Source organism: Nonomuraea sp. NPDC048901 (genome assembly GCF_040649695.1).
Lineage (GTDB): Bacteria > Actinomycetota > Actinomycetes > Streptosporangiales > Streptosporangiaceae > Nonomuraea.
This window is the reverse complement of the sequence record NZ_JBEZFW010000005.1, coordinates 622,718-645,952: the sequence shown is the minus strand read 5'-3', so window position 1 is coordinate 645,952 and position 23,235 is coordinate 622,718. Positions and strand designations below refer to the sequence as shown.

At 69.7% G+C, this 23,235-nt stretch carries 23 protein-coding genes; 9 read left to right on the top strand and 14 right to left on the bottom strand.

Annotated features, from left to right (window positions below; genetic code table 11):
* Positions 1-2: 2 nt before the first annotated feature.
* From AB0C30_RS20605 to AB0C30_RS20585, 5 genes are all read right to left on the bottom strand, one after another.
* Complete coding sequence (locus AB0C30_RS20605; protein ID WP_357946018.1) at positions 3-1,604, bottom strand: polyketide antibiotic transporter; 1,602 nt, start codon at positions 1,602-1,604, stop codon at positions 3-5.
* On the bottom strand, positions 1,601-2,506 hold the full coding sequence (locus AB0C30_RS20600; RefSeq protein WP_357946369.1) for an ABC transporter ATP-binding protein: 906 nt from the start codon (positions 2,504-2,506) through the stop codon (positions 1,601-1,603). Before AB0C30_RS20600 ends, AB0C30_RS20605 begins: the two co-directional genes overlap by 4 nt.
* A gap of 203 nt (positions 2,507-2,709) precedes the next feature.
* Positions 2,710-3,453: a DUF427 domain-containing protein gene (locus AB0C30_RS20595; protein WP_357946015.1), complete on the bottom strand. Its 744-nt coding sequence runs from the start codon at positions 3,451-3,453 to the stop codon at positions 2,710-2,712.
* 56 nt (positions 3,454-3,509) lie between these two features.
* Positions 3,510-4,097: a hypothetical protein gene (locus tag AB0C30_RS20590; RefSeq protein ID WP_357946013.1), complete on the bottom strand. Its 588-nt coding sequence runs from the start codon at positions 4,095-4,097 to the stop codon at positions 3,510-3,512.
* 79 nt (positions 4,098-4,176) lie between these two features.
* A complete protein-coding gene (locus AB0C30_RS20585; protein ID WP_357946010.1) occupies positions 4,177-4,644 on the bottom strand; it encodes an adenylyltransferase/cytidyltransferase family protein in 468 nt (155 codons plus the stop codon).
* Between the two features lie 159 nt (positions 4,645-4,803).
* On the opposite strand from AB0C30_RS20585, the gene AB0C30_RS20580 reads away from it, so the two are divergent.
* Positions 4,804-5,268, top strand: a complete 465-nt coding sequence (locus AB0C30_RS20580; protein ID WP_357946008.1) for an ATP-binding protein — start codon at positions 4,804-4,806, stop codon at positions 5,266-5,268.
* 112 nt (positions 5,269-5,380) lie between these two features.
* Positions 5,381-6,322 carry a class A beta-lactamase gene (gene bla, locus AB0C30_RS20575; protein WP_357946006.1) on the top strand — a complete coding sequence of 314 codons (942 nt, stop codon included), beginning with the start codon at positions 5,381-5,383 and terminating at the stop codon, positions 6,320-6,322.
* Positions 6,323-6,326: 4 nt separating this feature from the next.
* On the opposite strand, the gene AB0C30_RS20570 is transcribed toward bla, so the two are convergent.
* Complete coding sequence (locus AB0C30_RS20570) at positions 6,327-7,304, bottom strand: LuxR C-terminal-related transcriptional regulator (RefSeq protein WP_357946004.1); 978 nt, start codon at positions 7,302-7,304, stop codon at positions 6,327-6,329.
* Positions 7,305-7,532: 228 nt separating this feature from the next.
* Between AB0C30_RS20570 and AB0C30_RS20565 the strand changes: the two genes are divergently transcribed.
* The 3 genes from AB0C30_RS20565 to AB0C30_RS20555 are packed head-to-tail and all read left to right on the top strand — an operon-like array spanning position 7,533 to position 10,986.
* Positions 7,533-9,509, top strand: a complete 1,977-nt coding sequence (locus AB0C30_RS20565) for a TRAP transporter fused permease subunit (RefSeq protein ID WP_357946001.1) — start codon at positions 7,533-7,535, stop codon at positions 9,507-9,509.
* Positions 9,506-10,453: a TAXI family TRAP transporter solute-binding subunit gene (locus tag AB0C30_RS20560; protein ID WP_357945999.1), complete on the top strand. Its 948-nt coding sequence runs from the start codon at positions 9,506-9,508 to the stop codon at positions 10,451-10,453. The genes AB0C30_RS20565 and AB0C30_RS20560 overlap by 4 nt, the downstream gene beginning before the upstream one ends.
* Positions 10,454-10,473: 20 nt before the next feature.
* Entirely contained in the window at positions 10,474-10,986 is a 513-nt protein-coding gene (locus AB0C30_RS20555) for a DUF1850 domain-containing protein (RefSeq protein WP_357945997.1), read from the top strand.
* On the opposite strand, the gene AB0C30_RS20550 is transcribed toward AB0C30_RS20555, so the two are convergent.
* The 4 genes from AB0C30_RS20550 to AB0C30_RS20535 all read right to left on the bottom strand — a co-directional run bounded on the left by AB0C30_RS20550 (position 10,896) and on the right by AB0C30_RS20535 (position 14,755).
* On the bottom strand, positions 10,896-11,864 hold the full coding sequence (locus tag AB0C30_RS20550) for a magnesium transporter CorA family protein (protein ID WP_357945994.1): 969 nt from the start codon (positions 11,862-11,864) through the stop codon (positions 10,896-10,898). The genes AB0C30_RS20555 and AB0C30_RS20550 overlap by 91 nt on opposite strands.
* Complete coding sequence (locus AB0C30_RS20545; protein WP_357945991.1) at positions 11,864-12,577, bottom strand: DUF72 domain-containing protein; 714 nt, start codon at positions 12,575-12,577, stop codon at positions 11,864-11,866. Before AB0C30_RS20545 ends, AB0C30_RS20550 begins: the two co-directional genes overlap by 1 nt.
* Positions 12,578-12,663: 86 nt before the next feature.
* The gene (locus AB0C30_RS20540; protein ID WP_357945988.1) at positions 12,664-13,524 is read right to left on the bottom strand and encodes an NAD(+)/NADH kinase; all 861 of its coding nucleotides are present in this window, start codon (positions 13,522-13,524) and stop codon (positions 12,664-12,666) included.
* A gap of 67 nt (positions 13,525-13,591) precedes the next feature.
* Complete coding sequence (locus tag AB0C30_RS20535; RefSeq protein ID WP_357945986.1) at positions 13,592-14,755, bottom strand: FAD-binding oxidoreductase; 1,164 nt, start codon at positions 14,753-14,755, stop codon at positions 13,592-13,594.
* A gap of 195 nt (positions 14,756-14,950) precedes the next feature.
* Here AB0C30_RS20535 and AB0C30_RS20530 point away from each other — a divergent pair, with 195 nt between their 5' ends.
* Positions 14,951-15,976 (top strand): SDR family oxidoreductase, encoded by a 1,026-nt coding sequence (locus AB0C30_RS20530; protein ID WP_357945983.1) that lies wholly within the window; start codon positions 14,951-14,953, stop codon positions 15,974-15,976.
* A gap of 68 nt (positions 15,977-16,044) precedes the next feature.
* Here AB0C30_RS20530 and AB0C30_RS20525 read toward each other — a convergent pair whose 3' ends face one another.
* Together AB0C30_RS20525 and AB0C30_RS20520 are read right to left on the bottom strand one after the other, a co-directional pair.
* Complete coding sequence (locus AB0C30_RS20525; protein ID WP_357945980.1) at positions 16,045-16,584, bottom strand: hypothetical protein; 540 nt, start codon at positions 16,582-16,584, stop codon at positions 16,045-16,047.
* A gap of 39 nt (positions 16,585-16,623) precedes the next feature.
* Positions 16,624-17,049: a nucleoside deaminase gene (locus AB0C30_RS20520; RefSeq protein ID WP_357945977.1), complete on the bottom strand. Its 426-nt coding sequence runs from the start codon at positions 17,047-17,049 to the stop codon at positions 16,624-16,626.
* Between the two features lie 105 nt (positions 17,050-17,154).
* Here AB0C30_RS20520 and AB0C30_RS20515 point away from each other — a divergent pair, with 105 nt between their 5' ends.
* Both AB0C30_RS20515 and AB0C30_RS20510 read left to right on the top strand, forming a co-directional pair.
* Positions 17,155-18,318 carry a YncE family protein gene (locus tag AB0C30_RS20515; protein WP_357945974.1) on the top strand — a complete coding sequence of 388 codons (1,164 nt, stop codon included), beginning with the start codon at positions 17,155-17,157 and terminating at the stop codon, positions 18,316-18,318.
* Between the two features lie 70 nt (positions 18,319-18,388).
* The gene (locus AB0C30_RS20510; protein WP_357945971.1) at positions 18,389-19,615 is read left to right on the top strand and encodes an MFS transporter; all 1,227 of its coding nucleotides are present in this window, start codon (positions 18,389-18,391) and stop codon (positions 19,613-19,615) included.
* Between the two features lie 4 nt (positions 19,616-19,619).
* On the opposite strand, the gene AB0C30_RS20505 is transcribed toward AB0C30_RS20510, so the two are convergent.
* Both AB0C30_RS20505 and AB0C30_RS20500 read right to left on the bottom strand, forming a co-directional pair.
* Positions 19,620-20,867: an MFS transporter gene (locus tag AB0C30_RS20505; RefSeq protein WP_357945968.1), complete on the bottom strand. Its 1,248-nt coding sequence runs from the start codon at positions 20,865-20,867 to the stop codon at positions 19,620-19,622.
* Between the two features lie 115 nt (positions 20,868-20,982).
* Positions 20,983-21,807, bottom strand: a complete 825-nt coding sequence (locus AB0C30_RS20500; protein WP_357945965.1) for an SAM-dependent methyltransferase — start codon at positions 21,805-21,807, stop codon at positions 20,983-20,985.
* Positions 21,808-22,094: 287 nt separating this feature from the next.
* On the opposite strand from AB0C30_RS20500, the gene AB0C30_RS20495 reads away from it, so the two are divergent.
* Positions 22,095-23,000 carry a helix-turn-helix transcriptional regulator gene (locus tag AB0C30_RS20495; protein WP_357945962.1) on the top strand — a complete coding sequence of 302 codons (906 nt, stop codon included), beginning with the start codon at positions 22,095-22,097 and terminating at the stop codon, positions 22,998-23,000.
* Positions 23,001-23,235 lie beyond the last annotated feature (235 nt).

The window sequence follows — 23,235 nt, the reverse complement described above, 5'->3', positions numbered from 1 at the left end:
GCTCAGCCGAAGTCGCGGTGGCGGAGGGCGAATAGGCCGCCACCGAGCAGCAGCGCCGACAGCGCGACCATGGTGAGGGCGGGCACCGGGTCGAAGGGGGCTCCGGCGACGGTGTTGGGGATGTAGTGGAACGGCTCGAAGGGGGTCCCGCCCCAGAGTCCGTACAGTGGGCCGGCGGCCCGTCCCATGACCGCCACCGCGACCCAGGTGATCCAGCCGATCGTCACGGAGGCTCTCGGGACCAGGCCGTAGGCGAGCATGCAGACCGCCCCGACCAGCCAGGCGCCGGGAATGGTGCCCAGGGTGCCGGTGAGGATGCGGACGATGTCCGAGGCGGGATCGCCGACGAGGAAGGCGTAGAACGTACCGAAGACGACTCCGGCGACGGCGAGCAGGGCCGCCGTGCCAAGACCGGCCACCACCAGTTGCCCGGCGGCCCAGCGCAGCCGGGTCATCGGGGTGGCCTGTACGGCTTCCGCGCGCCCGGTGGTCTCGTCGGCGCGCAGCCGCTGGACCATGAGGACCGGGTAGAGCGCGATGACGTGGGCGAAGATCAGGATGATGGCCCACAGCGCGAAGTCGACCGCCCCGCCCCCCGAACTGCCGCCGAAAGCCTTCAGCAGGTTGTCGACGGTGACGCCGGGCGCCTCGGTGAACTGGTACGCCAGGGTGCTGACGCCCCCGGCCGCCGCCGCGAAGGACGCGATTCCGGCGGCCCAGCTGATCAGCAGACCGCGGTGGAGCCGCCAGGACAGGCTGATCGGGCCACGCAGGCCGGGGGCGGTCACGGGCCCGCGACGCTCCTGGATCACTCCGGCGCCGAGGTCACGACGGCCGGCCAGACGGTAGGCGATGGCCGTCAGGGCCGCGGTCACCGCCGCCGGAATCGCCAGCAGCCACCACCGATTACTCCAGTACGGCTCGACCAGATGGCTCCAGCCGATCGGGGAGATGTACTTCATCCAGTACTGCCCGGAGGCGTCGCCGGCGTAGCGCAGGATGTAGGCGATGCCGAGCACCGACAGGGCGATGGCTCTGGCCATACGGGCGGTCTGCGCGAGCTGGGCGGCCACGGCGGCGATGGCGCCGAACACCCACCCGGCCATGGTGATGGCCGCGCCGTAGTCGATCGACCCGGCCGGATCCAGCCCGATCCCGATCAGCGCGATCGTGGTCACCGCGCCACCGGCGAAGCTGACCCCGCCCGCCACCAGCAGGGCCCCGGTCAGGGGAGCCTTGCGGCCGAGCACACCCGCGCGCAGCAGCTCGATCCGGCCGGCCTCCTCGTCGGCGCGGGTGTAGCGGACGACGGCCATCAGGGCGGCCAGCCCGTTCAGCACGTAGAGGAACCCGCCGCTGCGCCAGGCCTGCATATAGCCCAGGTCAGGCACGACGAAGCCGCCGCCGAGCGCCCGGAAGAAGCTGTTGCGGTTGATCATCGTGGTGTAGGTCGCCATCACCTCGGGGGTGGGCATGTTCCGGTTGATGTAGGAGACCAGTGCCAGGGCCAAGGCGACGAGCAGAATGATCCACCACGGCGCGATGCGTCTTTCGCGGCGCAGCGCCAGCCGTGCCGACCGAGCCGTCCCGGTGAGCGCGTTCATCGGCCCGCCTCCGCGCGCGTCCTGTCGTAGTACCGCAGGAACATCTGCTCGAGCGTGGGCGGTTGGCTGACGAGACCACGGACGCCGAGCGAGGCGAGGCACCGCAGCACCGGGCCGAGCTCGTCGGCCTCGACGTCGAAGCGCACCAGACCGTTCTCCGTCCGCAGGTCGTGCACTCCGGGCAGCTCGGCGAGCTCACCGGGAGAGGCGGAGAGCTCGGCCTGGATGGAGGTGCGGGTCAGGTGCCGCAGGTCGGGCAGGCTGCCGGTGTCGATCGTCCGGCCGTCGCGGATGATGGTGACCCGGTCACACAGCTCCTCGACCTCGGTGAGGATGTGGCTGGACAGCAGTACGGTACGGTCGCCGCGCCGCCGCGTCTCGCGAATGACGTCGCGGAACACCTCCTCCATCAACGGGTCCAGGCCCGCGGTGGGCTCGTCGAGGATCAGCAGTTCGGCGTCGGAGGCGAGCGCGGCGATCAGCGCCACCTTCTGCCGGTTGCCCTTGGAGTAGGCGCGGGCCTTGACCCCGGGGTCCAGGTCGAAGCGTTCGATCAGCTCTTGACGCCGGGCACGGTCGGCGCCGCCACGCGACTGCATGAGCAGGTCGATGACCTCGCCGCCGGACAGGCCAGGCCAGAGCGTGACGTCTCCGGGCACGTAGGCCAGCCGGGAATGCAGTCTGGTCGCGTCGTCCCACGGATCGCCGCCGAGCAGCCGGGCAGTGCCCGCGTCGGCGCGCAGTAAGCCGAGCAGGATCCGGATCGTGGTGCTCTTGCCGGCACCGTTCGGTCCGAGAAAACCGTGCACCTCGCCGGTGTTCACGGTCAGGTCGAGCCCGTCCAGCGCCCTGGTGCGGCCGAACGTCTTGACCAGACCGCTCATTGAGATGGGGGCAGTCATCATGAGCCTTTCTCGTGGGCGCCGACCCTTTGTTCGCGGCGCCGCGTCCCGGATCCGAGCGTCTGCGGCCCGATCAAGACCGAGCTCCGACGCCTATCCGCGCGTATATATGACTACGCGATGAGAAAGCCTACTACACGCACGTGTAGTCGCTCAGACAGCCCTCCTGGCAGGCTTGGTGACAAATGCCGATCCCCGGCGCGTCAGGCGAACTTGCTCTTCGGCCGCTCCTGGAGCTCGCCGTCGAGATAGATGTCGAGCTTCTCGTTGTAGAACGCGATCAGCCCCGCGACCCGCTGGCTCTCCGGCAGCGGCGTCCGGTACGACCAGGCGAGGTCCTTGACGCCGTTGACCGTCCAGTACTCCGCCGTCCCCTTGTACGGGCAGTTGGTAGCGGTGTCGGTGTGTTCGAGCAGGTCGAGCCGTACATCCGTCTTGGGCAGGTAGTAGCGGGCGGGCAGCCCCGTCTCGAACAGGATGCGGGGGCTGTGCGAGTCGGCCACCGTCACACCGTCGACCTCGACGCGTACGTGCCGCGAGCTCGGCAGGATGTCGACCCTGGTGTACGGATCGCGCGGGTGGAAGAAGACCTCCTCGTCCTCCTCGAACCAGGATTCCATGGCGTCCCACTCGAAGCGGATGTGCCCGCGGATGTCCGCCAGCGGCGACTCCGGGTAGGCCAGCCCCGCCTCCGGAGCCTCAGCACCTCCCGAGGTGACGGTGTAGACGACGCCGTCTCCCCTGCTGGGCGAGTGCTTCGTGGTGCCCGTCCGCTTGAGCGCCGACTCGTCGACGTCCGAGAGCGGGAAGTAGTACGTCGGGTAATAGGGGATCTCCCACACCAGGAGGGCCTGGGTGGTGTCGGCCACCGCCCGGCCGCCGAGGTAGGTCCTGACACGCTTGGCGGAGCGCTCGACACGCACCCGGCCGCGGTTCGTGGCTTCCATGGTCGCGGCAACCCCTACGAAGCCACCACTATTCCCCACTTTTCGGCAGTCCCCTCTTATCGGATGCCGAACGCCGCCAGGGTCACCCACGTCGACGCCACGCCCACCAGCGCCCCGGCCACCACCTGCGCCCACGTGTGGTGCGCCAGCCGTACCCGGGCCCAGCACACCAGCGCCACCACGGCCGCCCCCACCAGGCCGGTCGGCACGGCGGGCAGGACGTGGGCGAGCACCACCACGGTGCCCGCGCAGACGGCGGCGTGGAAGGAGATCTTCCAGCGCATCGTGACCGGCACGGTGACGGCCAGCGCGACGAGCATCGCGGTCACCGTGGCCACCAGCAGCGTCGGCGCGCCCAGCGCGACGAGCAGCACCAGGGCGACCAGCACGGCGGCGACGGCGGCCAGCAGGGGCCCGGTGCGGCGGGTCCGGTCGACGATGTGGTGGGAGTCCAGCCGCCCCGAGCGGACGCCCAGCGCGATCACCCCGGCGGGCACACCGCCGCACAGCGCCGAGGCCGCCAGGCCCCACGCGGCGCCGCTCCAGCCGTGGGCGATCAGCCCCACGGCCGGTGGCATGGTGATCACCAGCACCTGCGGGGCCAGCAGGTCCGTCACCCGCTTGGCTACCAGATCGACCGTCATGCCAGCAAAGCCTACGCGATCTTGAAAGGGCGGCCATCCATGACTACCCGATCTTGAAAAGACCGGCCCGCCAAAGGGGTCAGCCCTTGCCCGCCGCGTTGACGATCCTGGTGGTCGAGCGATTGGGGATGGCCTCCAGCTCCCAGCATTCGGCGCCCAGCAGCGCGGCCGCCGCGCATCGGCCGCCCGCGTGCGGGTCGCCCGCGGTGTGCGCCAGCGCGCCGGGCCGCATGGGGGCGAGCAGGTCGATGTAGTCCTCGGGGCCGTGCGCCGCCGAGGGCCCGGTCACGATGAACACGCCACTCACGAAGCGGAGCGCGGCCAGCACCTCGGCGCGCTCCGCCGCCGGGTTGAACGGGCGCGTCGGCCCCTTCCACGCGCGCACGCGCGGGTCGTCCTCCACGCCGACGACCAGCGGCAGCCCGCGCCCGGCGACGGCACCCAGGTAACGCACGTGTCCGACGTGCAGGATGTCGAAGACTCCGGTCACGAACACTGCCCCCGGGTGATCGTACGGCTGCACCCAGACGGCCTCCAGGCTGCTCACGCAGGCACCCCTCCTAGTCGACTCGTCGATCGCAGCGTACTCGGTCCGCCCGGACGATCGCGCGGGCGGCCATGGGAAAGGGCATTCCTACCTTTTAGCGATAATCTCCCGCACCCCTCTGACGCGTCTCATGACGTCGCCGTAATCGGGGAGGTCGCCGTGGCACCGCCGGACTTTCACCAGTTGGAGCAAGGGGGCGAGGAGCCCGGCAACGATGCTCTCGTCGTACGGTTCCCGGGGACTCCGTCCCAGGTGGCCAGGGCCAGGGGGCTGGTGACGGCGGCGCTCGGGCGTGATCATCCGCTGTACGACGACTGTGTACTGCTCACCAGTGAGCTGGCCACGAACGCGATCCTGCACTCCCGTTCGGGTGAGGGCGGCTCGTTCACGGTGTCGGTGCTCGCCGCGGGGTCCCTGGTGCGGGTGCTCGTCAGGGACGGGGGTTCGAGCGGGCCGCCGTGCGCGTGCCGTACCGAGACGCAGGCGACCAGCGGACGCGGCCTGCCGTTGATCGAGACGCTCAGCCACCGGTGGGGGTTCGTCCGCGAGAACGGCGCGACGTCCGTGTGGTTCGAGTTGCGGCAGGTGATGATCCCCGCGCAACGGTCGGCGGAGGCCGTCTGACCTGCGATCATTTGTCAGCCGATATAGATCCCTTCTCCATATCGATATTGGACACCATCTGATCCGATCTGCTGTGCTCCTCTCCTCTGACGGACGAGAGCAAGGACATGGCATGCGACACCCTCGCCGCCTCACGGCCGCACTGCAAGCGACCGCGCTGACGGTCTCCCTCCTGGCGGGCGGCGCCTATGGAGCGGGCACCGCCTCGGCCGCGACCGCACCGTCTCAGGTGGTGAGCGACGGTCAGGCAGCCGTGAAGAAGGAGTTGCGCGCGCTGGAGGCGTCCTACAAGGGCCGCATCGGCGCGTACGCCCTGGACACGGCCACGGGGAAGACGATCGCCTACCGGGCGGACGAGCGTTTCCCGCTGCTGTCCACCTTCAAGGCGATGGTCTCCGCCGCCGCGCTGCACAAGGCCCGCACCTCCGACCCGGGGCTGATGGAGCGGGTCGTCCACTGGACGGCCGACGACCTGAAGCCGAACTCGCCGGTCACCGAGAAGCATGTCAAGGACGGGCTGACCGTCGCCGAGCTGTGCAAGGCGGCGATCACCTACAGCGACAACACCGCCGGCAACATGGTGCTGAAGCAGATCGGCGGACCGGCGGGCCTGACCCGCTACTTCCGTACGCTGAAGGACCCGATCTCCCGCCTGGACCGCTGGGAGACCGAGCTCAACGACTGGACTCCCAAGGACAAGCGGGACACCACCACGCCCGCCTCAGTGGCCCGCGACCTCGGTAAGGTCACGACCGGCGACGCGCTCACCGCCAAGGACCGGGAGACGCTCAACGGCTGGCTGATCGCCAACACGACCGGTGACGCCCGCATCCGCGCCGGCCTGCCCAAGACCTGGACGGTCGGCGACAAGACCGGCACCGGCCCGTCGTACGGGACGGCCAATGACATCGCCATCGCCTGGCCCAAGAAGGGTGCCGCCCCCATCATCCTGGCGATCTACACCAACCGCCCGGCCGCCGATGCCGCCAACGACGAGAAGGTCATCGCCGATACCGCCACCGTCCTCGCCCGCGGTTTGGGCAAGATCTCCTAGCAGGCTAGACGTCGAGGCGGCATAGCCCCTCGGCGAGCGCCTTGGTGGTGAGGCGGGTGCGGCTGTCGCAGCCCAGCTTGGCGAAGATGTGCTCCAGGTGGGTCGTCACGGTGCGGACGCTGAGCACCAGGGCGGCGGCGATCTGCGGGTTGGAGTCGCCGGCGGCCACCCGGGTGAGCACGTCCACCTCCCTGCCGGTCAGCTCGTACGGCAGGGAGCACGGGCGTTCGGCCACCACCGCGCCCTGGAGCGAGCCCTGGAACCCGACGCCGGCCCGCAGCACCCGCACCTCGTGCCAGCGGCCGTCGCGGTCGAGCCACAGACCGCGGCGGCTCAGCTCGCGCGAGTCGATGAAGGCGCGGGCGAGCCCCGCGATGGCCGGTTCGTCCCACAAGGCCGCGGATCTGGCGACGCCGGGGACCTCACGGCGGACGCCCAGCCGGTCGAAGGCGGCCGCGAGAAACCCGGCCGGTAAGCCCACAGGGTCGATCACGCATCGGGTCAGGTCCGTGACATGCGCCAGCATGGGCGCCACGGCCGCGACCAGCGAGCCGGTGAGCTCGGGGAAGGCCTCTCTGGCCGCCAGGTGCAGCAGGCCCGTGTAGCGGCCCTCGGCCAGGAACAGCGGCGCGGTCAGCCCGGCGCGCCACCCGTAAGGGGCGAGATGGCGGCGGAAATAGCGCTCGGTGCCCGGCTCGGGCATCGGCACCGGCGCCCGCGTGGCCATCGCCGTGCGGTAGGCCTCCAGCCCGATGTATTCCTCTGCGGCGTCGCCGTCGATGCGCCGGTGGCCGTCGGAGACGACGCTGTGATGCCGCCCGCTGGCCGGGTCGAACGCGACGAACTCGTAGGCGTCGACCGGGACCACCCGGCGCAGCGCGGCCATCGCACCGCGCGCGCCACCACCCCCGCCGCCCGCCGCCTGGTAGCCGATTTCGGCGAACGCCTGCAGCTGGCGGACGTTCAGGGTGATCTCGGCCACGGTTCTTTATATCAGTGCGTGCGTGCACGCACCGAGGTCTCCGGCCGCAGTGTGTGCACGCACACACTGCGGTTTCCGGCTGCGGCCTGCCATTCCGGAACACCGGCCAAGCGTCGCGGCCGAATTGCCCGCCGATCGCCGCCGTCCAGATTCCTGTACCGAACTGGGCCTTCCTCATTGCGTAAAGGACTCGTAAAGTCCCTTCAAACGCCCTGTCAGGGAGGACACTTGACCGAGCTGAGCGACCGCGACGCGGAGCTGGTGTCGGCCCACGAGCAGGAGCGTCCGGCCCGGCGGTTGACCGGGACGCTGCGGCTCGGCGTGTGGATCGTCGGCGGGCTGCTGTCCGCGTACTCACTGGTGGTGGTGTTCAGGCCGGTCGAGGCGCTGGAGCATCGGCTGACGTTCCTGGCGGTGGCGCTGCCGCTGGTGTTCCTCTGCTATCGCTCGGGGATCTCGTCGGCGCTCCGGCGGGTACGCGGCGCGGCGCCCCCGTCGCAGGAGGAGGCGCGCCGTGACGTGGTCGATCGGCCCGGGGTGGGTGACTGGCTGCTGGCGGCGGCCGCGCTCGCTGTGCTCGTCTACCCGCTGCTCGACATCGACGCGTTCCGTGACCGGGGCTCGGGCGCGGCGCTGACCGGGCTCGACATCGCGGCCGGCCTGGTGCTGACCGCGCTGCTGCTGGAAGCGGTCCGCCGCACGGTCGGCTGGTCACTCACCATCATCTGCCTAATTTTCCTGGCTTATGCCTATTTCGGAGCATATTTGCCGATTGGGTGGACGATTGGCCATCGCGGCTTCGACCTCGCGCAGATCGTGTCGCAGCTCTACACGGGCACCGAGGGCTTCTTCGGCGTCCCCATGCAGGTCGCGGCCAGCTACATCATCCTTTTCACAATTTATGGCGCCGTGCTGGATTATTCGGGCGCGAGCAAGTTCTTCATCGACCTGAGCTTCGCCGCCTTCCGCAAATCCCGCGCCGCCCCCGGCCGTACGGTCACCACCGCCGGCTTCCTGCTCGGCACCGTCTCCGGCTCCGGCGTGGCCACCACGGTCAGCCTCGGCAGCGTGGCCTGGCCGGTGCTCCGGCGGGCCGGCTACCCCAAGGAGGCGGCGGGCGGCATCCTCGCCTCGGGCGGCATCGGGGCGATCCTCTCCCCGCCCACGCTTGGCGCGGCGGCGTTCATCATCGCCGAGTATCTCAAGGTCAGCTACCTCGAGGTGCTCGTCTACGCGACGATCCCCACGATCCTGTACTACCTGGGCATCTTCCTGGCCATCGAGATCGACTCGCGCCGCTTCGGCACCCACGCCGTCCCGGTGGACGCGCCGAAGGCGGGCCGGCTGCTGCTGCGCTTCGGCTACCACTTCAGCTCGCTGATCCTCATCATCGTGCTGATGGCGCTGGACCGGTCGGCGTTCCAGTCGGTCGTGATCGCCACCGCCATCGCGTTCGTGCTGTCCTTCCTCGATCCTGAGCACCGGATGGGCCCGAAGCGGACCGCGCAGGCGCTGGCCAAGGGCACGCTGGAGGTGCTGCCCGTGACGGCGGTGTGCGCGGCGGCGGGCATCATCGTCGGCGTCATCACCCAGACCGGGCTCGGGCTCAACCTCAGCGCGATCATCGTGGACGTCGCCGCGGGCAACCTCATCCTGACGACGTTCATGTCCGGGGTCGCGGTCATGCTGCTGGGCCTGGCCGTACCGGTGACCGCGAGCTTCATCATCGCGGCGGTGATCATCGCGCCGGCGCTCACCACGCTCGGCGTCACGTCCGCCGAGGCGTACATGTTCGTCTTCTACTACGCGGTGCTGTCCGAGGTGAGCCCGCCGACCGCGCTGTCGGCCGTCGCGGCGGCGGCGATCACCGGCGGCAACACCTACAAGACGATGATGATGACCTGGCGCTACACGCTGCCCGCGTTCCTGGTGCCGTTCGCGTTCGTGCTCACGCCGAACGGCCAGGCGCTGCTCGGGCAGGGACCGATCGGCACGGTGCTGCTGATGACCGCCGTCTCGGCCGTCGCTGTGGCGGCCCTGGCCATGGCGACCGGCGGGGTGACCGGGTGGCCCGAGCGGCTGCTGGCCACCGTGGCGGCCGTGTTGCTGCTGTTCCTCGAACCCGTCCCCATCGTCGCGGGCCTGGCCGTCCTGGCCGTCGCGGCGGCCGTGCACCTCATCAGGAGAAGGAGAGTCCCAGCGTGAAGCGGATCCTTGCGGTACTCGCCGCCACGGCACTGGCCGCCGGGGCGGCGGCCTGCGGCGACGTGAGCGGCTCGGGCCACCGGTTGTCGATCGCGACGGGCGGCACGACCGGCGTCTACTACGTGTACGGCGGGGGCCTGGCCAAGCAGCTGACCGACAACATCGCCAACACCCAGGCCACCGCGTCCGTCACCTCCGCCTCCGTCGAGAACATCAAGCTGCTGGCCACCGGCAAGGCCGACATCGCCTTCTCGCAGAGCGACACGGCCGCCGACGCCGTCAACGGGACCGGGTCCTTCACCGCCAAGCAGCCGATCAAGGCCATCGCCCGCATCTACGACAACTACGCCCACGTCGTCATCGCCCCCGGCCTCGCCGCGAGCAAGGTCGCCGACCTGAAGGGCAAGCGGGTCTCGATCGGCCCGCCCAACTCCGGCACCCAGGTGCTGGCCAGGCGCCTGCTGGAGGCGGCCGGCCTGAACCCCGACTCCGACATCTCCAAGCAGCAACTGTCCATCAACGAGTCGGTCCAGGCCGTCAAGGACGGCACGATCGACGCGTTCGTCTGGGTCGGCGGGCTGCCCACGGGCGGCATCGTGGACCTGGCCACCAGCAAGCCGGACATGAAGCTGCTCGACACCACCGACCTGCTCGCGCCGATGCAGGCCAAGTACGGCAAGGAGTACATCGGGCTCGACATCGACATGTCCCTCTACAAGCTGCCGGGCACCGTCAAGACGGTCGGGGTGGCCAATGTCCTGCTCGTGCCCGACAAGATGGACGAACAGCTCGCGTACGACATCACCAAGACGCTGTTCGAGAAGAAGGCCCAGCTCGCGGCCGTTCACCCCGAGGCGGCCAAGCTCGATGTCAAGATCGGCCAGCAGGTGGAGCCGGTCGCGCTGCACCCGGGCGCGGCCCGCTACTACAAGGAGAAGGGCTGATCCGCCTCGCCCTCGCGCTGGTGATTTTGCTGACGGCCGGTGCCTCCGGCGCGGGACGCCCGGCCGTGGACGGGCTGCTCCTGCCGCCGTCCGGCGTGTTCGCGATCGGCTACATCCATTCGATCTACCACGCCCCGTCGGCGGAGGTGTTCACCGTCCAAGGGCGCCGTTTCACCATGCGGGCCGTGGTCTCGACCAGCGGCGGCGTGCTCGACTACTACGCGCTGGAGGGCGAACGCGGCCACGCGGCGGGCCTCTGGACGCTCCGCCTGGCCGTCCCCGCGACCTACGACGAGCTGCCGCTGATCGCCACCCCGATCGGACGCAGGACGCTGATCGCGGGCGGCCGCTGCCTGCCCCTCTACCCCGCCTCGGGAGCCGCGCAGGTACGGCTGACGGTGCGGCTCGCGCTCGACGGCCGGGGCGGCCCCTGTCCCCGCGCCTACAGCCAGTCCTTCTTCTTGAAGATCGCGTACAGCGCCACCGAGGCTACGACCACCAGCGCCGACGCCACCCAGACGCCCCAGGGCTGACCCGAACCCGGGTAGGGCACGTTCATGCCGTAGAAGCCGGTGATCGCGGTCGGCACCGCGATGATCGCCGCCCAGCTGGTGACCCGCTTCATGATCTCGTTCAGCCGGAAACCCTGCTGGGCCAGGCGGGTCTCCCGCATGTTGGCCAGCAGATCGCGCAGCGACTCGGTCCACTCCGTGACACGCACCACGTGGTCGTAGACGTCCTCGTAGTAGGGGGCCATGACCGGGTCGGCGACCAGCTCCTGGTCGCGGCGGAGCAGGGTGCCGATGACCTCGCGCATCGGCATGGTGATCTTGCGGAAGCCGGCCATGTTCTTGCGCAGGTCGTACATGGTCCGCTGCAGCTGCCTGCCGTCGATCGGCGCCTCCTCGAACAGCAGCTCCTCCAGGTTCTCCACTCTGGAGTCGAATTCCTGGACGAGGTCGAACTGCCCGTCGACCACGTAGTCCAGCAGGCCGTGCAGCAGGAACGCCACCCCGTGGCCGGCCAGCCTCTTGTCGGCGTCCCAGCGCTTGACCACCTCGCCGATGTCGAAGTGGTCGCTCTCGCGGACCGTGACCAGCGCGTTCTTCGTCACGAAGGCGTTGACCTCGACCGGATCGAGCCGCCCATCGTCGAAGTGCACCCCGTAGACGGTGATGAACAGGTGGTTCTGGTAGATGTCCACCTTGGGGCGTTGGTGGTCGGACAGCACGTCCTCGACGGCGAGCTCGTGCAGGCCGAGCTCCTCGCCGACCACGGCGAGGTCCTCCGGCGTCGGCGCGCACAGGTCGAACCAGACGGTGTTGGCCTCGTCGCCCACATAGTCCGAGACTTCCTCGACCGGGAAGCCCTCTTTCTCCAGGACACCGTTTCGATAAAGGCGGGTATGCACTAGACGAGTTTGGCAAAGCGAATCGCGTTCCGCACGGCCGCTCCCCCCGGATCGTTGTTGAAGTAGACGTAGACGTCGGGCCAACCGGCTTCCTTGACCCGCCCGGCCCAGGTCTTCAGCGCCGTGTCCCCGTACGACGGCCAAGGGGTGGCCCGCCCTTCGTGCAGCCGCACGTATCCCCAGCCGGCGGTGCGCCACAACGGGCTCACCGGCCTGCCGAGCCGGTCGGCCCAGCACAGGGCGGCGTCACGGGCCGCCAGTATCTCGCGGACCTCGTCCGTCCACCACGACGGGTGCCTGGGCTCGACCGCGACGCGCACGTGCTTCGGGAAGCAGTCCAGGCAGCGGGCGAGCCGGTCAGGATCGGCCTTCAGGGTCGGCGGGAGCTGCAGGAGGATCGGGCCGAGCTTGTCCTTGAGCGCCGAGGCGGCGTTCATCAGCCGCTCCACCGGCTCCTCCGGATCGGCCAGCCGCTTGATGTGGGTGAGGAACCTGCTGGCCTTGACGGCCATCACGAACCCGTCGGGTGTGCGGTCCCGCCAGCCGGCGAAGGACTCGGGTGAGGGCAGGCGGTAGAAGGCGTTGTTGCTCTCGACGGTGGGGAACGTCTCGCCGTACGTCTCCAGCCAGAGGCGCTGCGGGACCTCCTGCGGATAGAGGATGCCGCGCCAGTCTTTGTACTGCCACCCGGACGTGCCCACCAGCGTCGCCATACCCCGGCGCCTACCCGGCGGAAGGCACCCTATCCACGGTCGATCGACTTCGGCGCCGGCCAGCGGAATGCGCACCGAATCCATGCTCAGTCGACCTCGGCGCTGCCGTCCACCCGCAGCTTGCGCCGGGCCCGCTCGTAGAACGTGGTCCCCATGCGCACCACGTTGGCCGCGGCCGGCATGGCGGCCACCGTGACACGGTCACCGGGGCACAGATGCCCCAGCACCGCCCCGTCCACCTCCACCGCCAGCCGCCCGCTCGTGGGCAGCAGCTCCAGCGTCACCTCCTCGTCGGCGGGCAGGACCAGCGCCCGGTTGAACGATGAGTGGGCGGCGGCGGGCACGACCAGCAGCGCCGCCACCCGCGGCGACACGATCGGGCCGCCCGCGGCGAAGCTGTAGGCGGTGGACCCGGTGGTCGTGGCCACGATCACGGCGTCGGCCGCGTAGCGCACGAACGGATCGTCACCCGGCATGACGGAGACGGCGGCCATGCCGTCGCCCGGGATGCGCACCAGAGCGATGTCGTTGAACGCGATCAGCTCCTCGGCCCCGTCGAGCTTGGTCCGCACGGCCATGCGCGGCTCGATCGTGTAGCGGTGCCCGTCGATGGCGGACAGCGTGGCGGGCAACTCCGCGATGTCGATCTCGGCCAGGAACCCCAGCCGTCCCAGGTTCACCCCCAGCACCGGCGTCTTCCGCCCGGCGATGAGCCGCATGGTGCGCAGCATCGTCCCGTCACCGCCGAGGCTCACCAGCAGGTCGGCCCGCTCGGTCAGCAGGTCGACGTCGACCGGCACGGCGCTGCAGTCGATGCGGCCGACCTCCTCCGGGAGCCCCATGACGGTGACACCCCTGGCGGCGGCCCAGCTCAAAATGGTGTCGATCGCCTCTTTGGAGTCGCGCCGTGGATGCAAGACCAGCCCGACCGTCCCGACCATACCCATGTGGCCAGCTTAGGGGCCCGGTCACAGGGCCCGACGTCCGCCGCCCGCCCGTCCGGTGTGCCGCCGTTCAGACGATGTTGAGCTCCGGTCTGGCCCCGGCCAGGGCGAAGCGACTCGCGTCGAAGCCGCTGACGTCCACGAACGGCGTCCGGTCCAGGTAGAGGTCGCGGACCACCTCGCCGACGGCCGGGCTCATCAGGAAGCCGTGGCCGGAGAAACCGGTGGCGTAGATGAACCTGTCGACGTCCGGGGCGGTCCCGATGAGCGCGTTGTGGTCCGGCGTCACCTCGTACAGGCCGGCCCATCCGGTGGCGATGCCGGTCTCCAGCAGGGCCGGGGCACGGCGGGCCATGGCCTCGCCCAGCCTCGGCAGCCAGGCGTCGGACCGGTCGAACTTGAACCCCGGCGTCTCGTCGGGATCGGACATGCCCAGCAGCAGGCCGGGACCTTCGCGGTGGAAGTAGAACGTGGTGCCGAAGTCGATGGTGAACGTCGTGGGCGGCAGAGCGGGGATCGGCTCGGTGATCAGGATCTGCCTGCGCAGCGGGCTCACCGGCAGGTCGACGCCCACCCAGTCGCCTATGGGACGTGACCAGGCGCCGGCCGCGCAGATCACGGTGTCGGTCTCGATGCGGCCGCCCTCGGTCTGGACGGCGACGATGCGGCCGTCCACCGTCTCGATGCCGGTCGCGGCGCAGTTGGGCAGCAGCCGCGCGCCGAGCCGGCGGGCCGCGCCCGCGTAGCCGAGCACCACGGACTCGGGCGTGCAGTGGCCGTCGGTGGGCGAGTAGGCGGCGGCGAGCAGGCCGTCGGTGTCGATCAGCGGCGACAGCTCCGCGGCCTCGCGCACCGAGATCATCCTGCTGGGCACGCCGAGGTCGTTCTGGATCGCGACGTTCTTCTCGAACTCCGCCACGGACTCGGGCGAGTCGAGCAGGAACAGGTAGCCCACCTTGTGCAGGTCGATCTCCTGCCCGAAGCGGGCGGCGAAGGTGTCGAAGGTCTCCAGGCTGCGTACGGCGAGCTGGACGTTGACCCGGTCGGAGAACTGCGCCCGCACTCCCCCGGCGGCCTTCGAGGTCGAACCCGAGCCCAGCGGCCCCTTGTCGATGAGGACCACGTCGCTGACCCCGGCCGCGGCCAGCGCGTAGGCCGAGCTGACGCCCATGGCGCCACCCCCGATGACGACCGCTGAGGCCCGCGCGGGCAGCCGGCGTCCGGTTTCGCTCACGGCCACCTCCTTCCCCACTCACTCATGTTTGCGCAGACATCATCGCTCACGCCTCTCGGCGGTCGCTGTCCACACGGGTCCAGGATCGCCGAATGTCCGGATCCGGAGGAAGCGGTCGAGCACGGCCATCTGTGGGCGTAGCCGAAGAGGTTCTTACGCATGTTGATTCGTGAGCGAGGCGGACAGGAAGTCCGCATGCTCGATTCGCGACTGCCGAAGATCGGATTCATTGGCGTGGGCCGGATGGGTCTGCCCATGTGCGCCAATCTGGCCCGCGCGGGACACCACAGACCCGCGAGGGCGGAAATATACGACCGGCAGACGTTATCCGTACCCGAGCGGGGGCATTCGGGGGCCATGCCCGAGCAACCAGACAGCACGCCACCTGCCCAGAACCAGCCCTATCCCGGACATACCGGGGAGACGGCCCCCGAGCCGCGCGATGAGATGCGCGACTACACCGGCACTGAGCTGCTGAAAGGCAAGCGCGCGCTGATCACCGGTGGCGACTCGGGCATCGGCCGCGCGGTGGCCGTCGCCTTCGCGAAGGAGGGGGCCGACGTCGCCATCGCCTACCTGAGTGAGCACGAGGACGCCGCCCACACCAGGAAGCTGGTGGAGGAGACGGGGCAGCGCTGCGTGCTGCTCCCCGGCAATCTGGCCGAGCGCGAACACTGCGCGTCCGTCGTCGCGCAGACGGTGACCGAGCTGGGCGGGCTGGACATCGTGGTCAACAACGTGGCCTACCAGGCGCCGGTCGACTCGCTGGAGGAGCTCACCGAGGAGCAGTGGGAGCACACCTTCGCGGTCAACATCCACAGCTACTACCACGTCACCAAGGCGGCGCTACCCCACCTCCGCAGCGGCTCCGCGATCATCAACACCTCGTCGATCAACGGTCTGCGCGGCAACAAGTCGCTCATCGACTACGCCACGACCAAGGGCGCGATCAACGCCTTCACCTACTCGATGGCGCAGAGCCTCGTCGATCGGGGCATCCGGATCAATGCCGTGGCGCCGGGCCCCGTCTGGACCCCGCTGATCCCCGCGACGATGCCGAAGGAGAAGGTCGAGCAGTTCGGCAAGCAGGTACCGATGAAGCGGGCCGCCGATCCGGACGAGATCGCGCCCTCGTACGTCTTCTTCGCGGCCGAACGGCTGTCGTCGTACTACACCGGCGAGATCCTGGCCCCGATCGGCGGCGAGACGCTCCCCGGTTGAGACACGTGGCCCCTGGTCAGATGGCCGCCGACGTAAGCCTCCCTGATGCCTCGGCCGCCGCGCCCCGGTCAGGCCCGGTCGAGCCGCTGGAACAGGCCGTACACGAACCGGGCCCGGTAGTCCGTGCCCTCATGGGCGAAGTCGACCACCCAATGCTGCGGCGCCGAGCCCTCGCCCTGGGCGGCCCCCGGAAAACTCGTCACGACGTCGCCGACGACGCACCCCCACGGGACCAGGTCCACGAAGGCCAGCGCCTTGTCGCCGTGGGGACGGACGAACCACTGGTTCCATATCGCGCCGTCAGGCCCGATCAGCGCCTCGAACTCCAGGTCCGGCCAGGACGGCAGCGCCCACCGAGCCACCCGGCAGGTCAGGCTCCCGACCGGGGTCGTGCCCTCGTACGACGGCGGACCGAGCATCGTCCGCAACGCGCCCAGGCCCTTCCTGCTACGGACGGAGTGGGCCATCCTCGTCCATTGCGTGTGCGCGGCGCGAAGCTCGGCCCGGGACGCGCCCATGTCCATGAGCGCGTCCTCCACCCGTTCGGCGTTGAGATCACGCATCCGATGCATCAAGGTCAGCTCGAACTGACGAACCCCGAATCCCATGGCCGCCAGCCTGCCAGGCTCGACGGCCGAGGGCGGGGCTCATTTCCCGATGTCCTCATTCCACAGCTCGGGGTTGGCGGCGATGAAGGCGGTCATGAGGTCGACGCATTCCTGGGAGTCGAGCACCACCACCTCCACGCCGTGCCGGGCGAGCCATTCGTGCTGGCCCATGAAGGTCCGGCACTCCCCCACGACGAGCCGCGGGATGCCGAACTGGCGGATCAGGCCACTGCAGTACCAGCAGGGCGACAGCGTGGTCACCATGGTCGTGCCCCGGTAGGTGGGCTGCCGCCCGGCGTCGCGGAACGCGGCGGTCTCGCCGTGCACCGACGGGTCGCCGTCCTGGACCCTGCGGTTGCGGCCCCGGCCGAGCAGCGTGCCGTCCGCCGCGAACAGCGCCGCCCCCACCGGTACGCCGCCCTCGGCGAATCCCTTCCTTGCCTCTTCGAGCGCTACTTCCAGCATGTTCTGCCTATCCCCACAGGCGGGTAATGGCCACCGTGATTTCCTGACGCAACCCTGACCCGGACGTCGACAGGCGCTGCCGAACGCCTTCCTAGGCTGTGGCGCATGCGACTGCCGAGGATGACGATCATGCTGGGAGCGGTCGCCGTCGCCGCCGCTTCCTGCGGTTCGCCCCCCGCTCCCATGGTTGCGGACCACGCCGCCGCGCCACTACCGAAGCAGCTGAAGCCGCTGAAGCCGCGACCGCACCGGCACGCGCCGGTAGCCGCACGCGTGACCGACGTCTACGCCCACGACCGGCCGGGGATGCTGAGCCCGCGGGTGGAGAAGATGACCCCTCGCGTGTACGTCCCCAACAGCGAGTCGGACACGGTGGACGTCATCGATCCGCGGACCTACCGGGTCGTGCGCCGCTTCCGGGTCGGCGCCCTGCCGCAGCACGTCGTGCCCTCCTGGGACCTGAAGACGCTGTGGATCAACGAGAATCAGGGCAACCGGCTCGTCCCCATCAACCCGGTCACGGGCCGCCCCGGCAAGCCGGTGCCCGTGGACGATCCGTACAACCTGTACTTCACCCCCGACGGCTCGTACGCGCTGGTCATGGCCGAACGCAACAACCGCCTCGACTTCCGCGACCCGCACACGATGCGCCTGATCCGTTCCCTCGACATGCCCTGCAGGGGCATCAACCACGGCGACTTCACCGCCGACGGATCGGCCTTCCTGGCCAGCTGCGAGTTCTCCGGCCAGATCGTCGCCATCGACTGGGAGCGCCCCCGTGTGAAGAAGGTGATCGGTGTGGGGTCGGCGAACATGCCGCAGGACGTCAAGCTGTCCTCCGACGGCCGGCTCTTCTACGTCGCCGACATGATGGCGGGCGGTGTGTGGATCATCAACGCCACCACGTTCCGGCGGGTGGGCTTCCTGCGCACCGGCGCGGGGGCGCACGGCCTGTACGTCAGCAGGGACTCGCGGCGGCTCTACGTCTCCAACAGGGGCGAGGGGACGGTCTCCGTCGTCTCGTTCGCCACCCGTGAGGTGGTCGAACGGTGGCGGATCCCAGGCGGCGGCTCGCCCGACATGGGCGGGGTGTCGGCGGACGGCAAGCAGCTCTGGCTGTCCGGAAGGTACGACGGCGTCGTCTACGTCCTGTCCACCAGGACCGGAAAGCTGCTCCACAAGATCAAGGTCGGCCGGGGCCCGCACGGGCTGTGCATCTACCCCCAGCCCGGACGCCACTCCCTCGGCCACACCGGCGTGTTCCGATGATCGGCCCCGGCGCAGGAAGATCTATAGGCGTTGCCGCGCGTCCGCACGGCCGCCCGCGCGATGATGCCGCATGACGAACAAGCAGGTCAGGACCCCTTTTCTGGTCGAAGTAGGGCGCAACGGGCGGCTCGTCATGGCCGCCCGAGCGCTGCGAACGTTCGGCTACGGATGTACCAGCGTGCTCCTGGCCGAACTGCTCGCCCAGGACGGCGCCGAACCCTGGCAGACCGGCCTGCTCCTGACCGTGGCCGCCGCCGGCTCGGTGCTGGCCAGCCTGGTGCTCGGCCTGTTCGCCGACCGCTGGGGACGCCGGCGCACGCTGATCGCCTGCGGCTGCCTGATGGCCGTCGCCGGTCTGGCGTTCGCGGTCAGTGAGTCCTATCCCGTCCTGCTCGCCGCCGCCTTCATCGGCACGATCTCGCCGTCCACCAACGACAACACCCCGTTCTCCGGGGTGGAGCAGTCCATCCTCGCCCAGACCTGCGCCCCGGTCCGGCACACCCTCGTCTTCACCTGCTACAACGTCACCGCCATGGCGGCCGGCGCCCTGGGCGGGCTGGCCGCCGCCGCGCTGTCGTTCCAGCCGTGGGTGTCGGCCGCCGACGCCGCCTTCGCGGTGTACGCGCTGCTCGCGGGCGGCACCGTACTGCTGTTCTGGCACCTCACACCGGACGCCGAGGCCGCGTCTATTGAGAAGTGCCAGACCGGGCCCCGGCTACGAGTGCCCGGACCGGTCCGCCGCCTGGCCGCGCTGTTCGCCCTCGACGCCTTCTCCGGCGGGATGGCCGTCCAGGCCGTCCTGGCCTGGTGGTTCGCCCACCGCTACGGGGCCACCACCGCGCAGCTCGGCCTGGTGTGCTTCGCCGCCAACCTGCTCCCGGCCCTCGCCCAGCTCACCGCGCCCCTGCTGGCCGCCCGGCGCGGGCTGCTGACCGCCATGCTGCTCCCCCACCTGGCCGCCAACCTGCTGCTGGCCGGCATCCCGTTCGCCCCGACCCTGGGTGGCGCGGTCGCGCTGCTGCTGCTCCGCCAGACGGTCTCCAAGATCGACGTACCGGCCAGGCAGGCCTTCACCGCCGCCGTCGTACCCCCTGCCTATCGGACGACCGCGGCCAGCATGACCAGCCTGGCGCGGAGCATCGCCGTGTCCGTCAGCCCGCTCGCCGCCACGGCCCTGCTCACGGGCACCCTGGTGGCGCTGGGCGCGCCCCTCATCGTCGGCGCCGTGCTGGGCATCGGCTATGACATCACGCTTTGGTGCGCGTACCGGACCGATCCCGCGGCGGAGGCCCTCTGAGCGCTCATCCGTCCTTCGTCGGCGTACGGGTGCCGCCCATCTCGGCCATCCCCCGGACGAGGAGCAGGCATGGCGGTATCACCAGCACCAACCCAGCAGCGCCCAAGAGGACGGCGTGGTCGCCCATGAGGTTCGTCAGCGGCCCGGTCAGCGCCTGGCCGAAGGGCATGAGGCCGAACGTGCTGAGCCACGCCAGCGAGGTGATCCGCCCGATCAGCTGGTCGGGCACCTCCCGGTACATCGCGACGTCCCAGGTGAGGGCGTACGTCTCGACACCGAAGCCGGCCACGAGGTAGCAGAAGAAGAGCACCCAGGCGGAGGGGGCGAAGAGGAGCGCCAGCGGGACCAGCGCGTACAGGGACATCGACCACATGGCCACGACGCCCGGCCGCCGCGGTTCCCAGGCCATCATCGTGACGCTGCTGATCAGACCGCCGGCACCGTAGAAGGCGAGCGCCGTGCCGTACGCCGCGTACGACCCGAAGGTCTCCCGGCTCATCAGCGGCAGGAGCACCTGGCTCGGGGCGATCACGAACATCAGGCTGACGGGCGAGAACAGGAGCAGGGCCGACAACCACGGCCGGCGCCCCGCCTCGGCGAACCCCAGCAGCGCCTCACCCAGCAGCGAGCGGCGTGGCACCGGCGTCCACGGTGGTTCCGGCACCCGGCGGAACACGGCCGCCCCGCCCGCGAAGACGACCCCGGCCAGCACGAACGGGAGCGCCTCGCCACCGCTCGCCAGTTGGGTGCCGACCACGGGCCCGGCGATGACGCCCAGGCGCGTACAGATGTTGACGAGGGCGCGGCCGGACACGCGCTGGTCTTCCGTCAGCGTGCCCGCCAGCATCGCGTTGAAGGCGGGCCGGATGAACGACTCCGCCGCGCCGACGGCGAAGAGAACGGCGGCCAGTAACCAGGCGGACAGACGCTGGCCGAGGACGAAGACCGGGACGAGCGCCGCGACGGCGTCCACGGCGAGCATGATCATCAGAATCCGCCGCCGGGGGAGGCGATCGGACCAGACGCCGCCCACCAGGAGCAGGCACAATGACGCGATGCCCTTGGCGGCGAGCACGGAGCCGACCGCGGACGCGTCACCCCCGGCATTGAGCACGGAGACGGTGACGGCGATCGCCAGAACCTGCTCGCCCAGCACGAAGCCGAGCTGCGCCGAGGCGAGCAGCCGGAAGGCGGGATTCCGCAGGACCGCGAGGTTGATGTTCGGCCGACGAGGGGCTTGCGCGGGTGTCATAGGCGGGCTTGACGAGGGTCTCGTGCGCGCGTCATCGGCGGGATCAGGCGAGGGTCTCGTGCGCGCGTCATAGGCGGGCTCAGGCGAGGGTCTCGTGCGGGCGTCATCGGCGGGCTTATCGCTTGCGCGCCACCCCGCACAACGCGTCCACCCGCTCCGTGGAGTCCTGGAACGGGTCGGGGTCGGGACGCCACTGCGGCAACGACACCACGCCGGGCGCCACGAGGTCCATGCCGTCGAAGAAGGCGGTGATCTGCCCTTCGTCGCGCAGGTTGTAGGGCACGCCGCCGCCCTCGTTGTAGTTCTCCTGGGCCTGGTCCAACGCCTGGCCGGTGACGAGGTTGACGCCGTCCCACAACGCCAGGTAGCTGCCGGGGGCCAGGCGCTCCATCAGCCTCGTCACGATCTCCGTCGGTCCCTCGTCGTCACGTACATAGCCCATGATGCCCATCAGCATGAGCGCGACCGGCCGGCTGAAGTCCAGGGTCCTGGAGGCACCAGCCAAGATCGCGTCCGGGTCGCGTAAGTCCGCTTCGATGTAGTCGGTGGCGCCTTCGCGAGTGCCCACGAGCAGGGCCTGGGCGTGCACCAGCACGAGCGGATCGTTGTCCACATAAACCACGCGGCTGGTCGGGTCGGCCTGCTGGGCGAGTTCGTGGGTGTTATCCACGGTGGGCAGCCCGGTGCCGATATCGAGAAACTGACGTATCCCCTGCTCCTGGACCAGATAGCGGACGATGCGGGCCAGCAGATGCCGAGACAGTTGAGCGATCCTCACGATTTCCGGGAACTCTTTGCTGAACGCATCACCGGCCTGGCGGTCGACCGGATAGTGGTCCTTGCCGCCGAGCCAATAGTTCCACATCCGCGCAGCGTGCGGGACAGATGTGTCGATATGCCGGTGAATCGGCGAGCCCCCTACAGGCGATTCGTCCGTCACGAAACCCTCCTCTAATGTCGCCTCCGTGGTTACTGAAACCTAGTGGCCGCGCTTTACCCGCGCTATACCGCGAAGGACGATAAAGTTGGATATTTCCGCATGAAGTGGCGGGGCAGTTCCCCAAGTCCGGGCGAGGTCGGCCACCCTCAGCGATGATGGAACCGAACAAGTGCACGGTGAAGAAGGAGCAGCCGGATGGGACCGACAGGAAATATGGTGTCTCAGCTGTCTCATGTGACAAGATGATGACGATCGCGGCGTGGCGATTTGCCGAATTGGGAGCATAAATGCCGACTCCTCGGGGCAGTGGCGACTCGACGGAAATCTCAGGCGACGCAGGGCAGCGTTCCGGGCCGACGGCCTTGCGGATGCTGGTCGGCGTACGTCTGCGGCGGCTGCGCGAGTCCCGCGGAATCACCCGCAGTGAGGCGGGGTCCGCCATCGGCTGCCCAGCGTCCAAGATCACCAACTTGGAAGGCGGACGGATCGGTCTCCCGCTCGGCGATGTGGCCGACCTGCTCAGCCTCTACGGCGTCGACGAGGACGAACGCCAGATCGTGCTGGCGCTGGCCGTACAGGCCAATGCTCCTGGCCGGTGGCAGGACTACCGAGACGTGATTCCCGACGAGTTCGAGGCGTTTCTCGGGCTGGAGCAGGACGCCACGATCATCCGCACCTACGAGGACCAGCACGTCCCGGCCCTGCTCCAGACCAAGGACTATGCCCGAGCCGTCATCGCGCAGAGCCACGAAGGCGGCGACGCCGAGCTGATCGAGCGCCGGGTCGCCCTGCGGATGCACCGCCAGCGACTTCTGCTGCCACCCACGCCCCGTACGTTATGGGTCGTCATGGATGAGTCGGTGCTGCGCCGTCAGGTCGGCGACAGCGTGACGATGCGCGCCCAGATGGAGCATCTCCACGAGATGGTCAAGCTGCCGCACGTCACCCTCCAGGTGCTGCCCTTCGTGCACGGCAAGGGGGTGGAACCCTTCACCGTCCTGCGCTTCGCCGAGGCGGACCTGCCTGACGTGGTCCATCTGGAACAGACCGCCGACACCCAGTACCTCACCAGGGACGCCGACGTCCGGCCGTACCGCCATCTGCTGAACCAGCTGAGCGTCTACGCGCAGCCGGCCGGAGCGACCCCGGAGATCCTCCAGCAGATCATCGGCACACTGTGGTCGGCGTCGTAGCCCCCGGAGAGCCTCAGCACGCTGTGGTCGGCGCCGTAACCGCGCGCGGCGGTCAGGGCTGACGCGGTCTACGCGCCTTGATACGGCGGGCCGGGGACGCAGCGTCAAGCCCGGCTTCGCGTGGTCGCCATTCCTTCTCCGGCCGGAGTACGGGGCGGGTGTGACACCATCGACCTTCGCGTGCGCGTTCGCCCGGCCGGAGTGCGCGGCGGGTGTGACACGATCGACCTGACAC

Coding starts and splice junctions, on each gene's coding strand:
- AB0C30_RS20605 (WP_357946018.1), bottom strand. CDS start 1,604: ATGAACGCGCTCACCGGGACGGCTCGGTCGGCACGGCTGGCGCTGCGC.
- AB0C30_RS20600 (WP_357946369.1), bottom strand. CDS start 2,506: ATGACTGCCCCCATCTCAATGAGCGGTCTGGTCAAGACGTTCGGCCGC.
- AB0C30_RS20595 (WP_357946015.1), bottom strand. CDS start 3,453: ATGGAAGCCACGAACCGCGGCCGGGTGCGTGTCGAGCGCTCCGCCAAG.
- AB0C30_RS20590 (WP_357946013.1), bottom strand. CDS start 4,097: ATGACGGTCGATCTGGTAGCCAAGCGGGTGACGGACCTGCTGGCCCCG.
- bla (WP_357946006.1), top strand. CDS start 5,381: ATGCGACACCCTCGCCGCCTCACGGCCGCACTGCAAGCGACCGCGCTG.
- AB0C30_RS20545 (WP_357945991.1), bottom strand. CDS start 12,577: ATGGCGACGCTGGTGGGCACGTCCGGGTGGCAGTACAAAGACTGGCGC.
- AB0C30_RS20540 (WP_357945988.1), bottom strand. CDS start 13,524: ATGGGTATGGTCGGGACGGTCGGGCTGGTCTTGCATCCACGGCGCGAC.
- AB0C30_RS20530 (WP_357945983.1), top strand. CDS start 14,951: ATGCTCGATTCGCGACTGCCGAAGATCGGATTCATTGGCGTGGGCCGG.
- AB0C30_RS20525 (WP_357945980.1), bottom strand. CDS start 16,584: ATGGGATTCGGGGTTCGTCAGTTCGAGCTGACCTTGATGCATCGGATG.
- AB0C30_RS20520 (WP_357945977.1), bottom strand. CDS start 17,049: ATGCTGGAAGTAGCGCTCGAAGAGGCAAGGAAGGGATTCGCCGAGGGC.
- AB0C30_RS20515 (WP_357945974.1), top strand. CDS start 17,155: ATGCGACTGCCGAGGATGACGATCATGCTGGGAGCGGTCGCCGTCGCC.
- AB0C30_RS20510 (WP_357945971.1), top strand. CDS start 18,389: ATGACGAACAAGCAGGTCAGGACCCCTTTTCTGGTCGAAGTAGGGCGC.
- AB0C30_RS20505 (WP_357945968.1), bottom strand. CDS start 20,867: ATGACACCCGCGCAAGCCCCTCGTCGGCCGAACATCAACCTCGCGGTC.
- AB0C30_RS20495 (WP_357945962.1), top strand. CDS start 22,095: ATGCCGACTCCTCGGGGCAGTGGCGACTCGACGGAAATCTCAGGCGAC.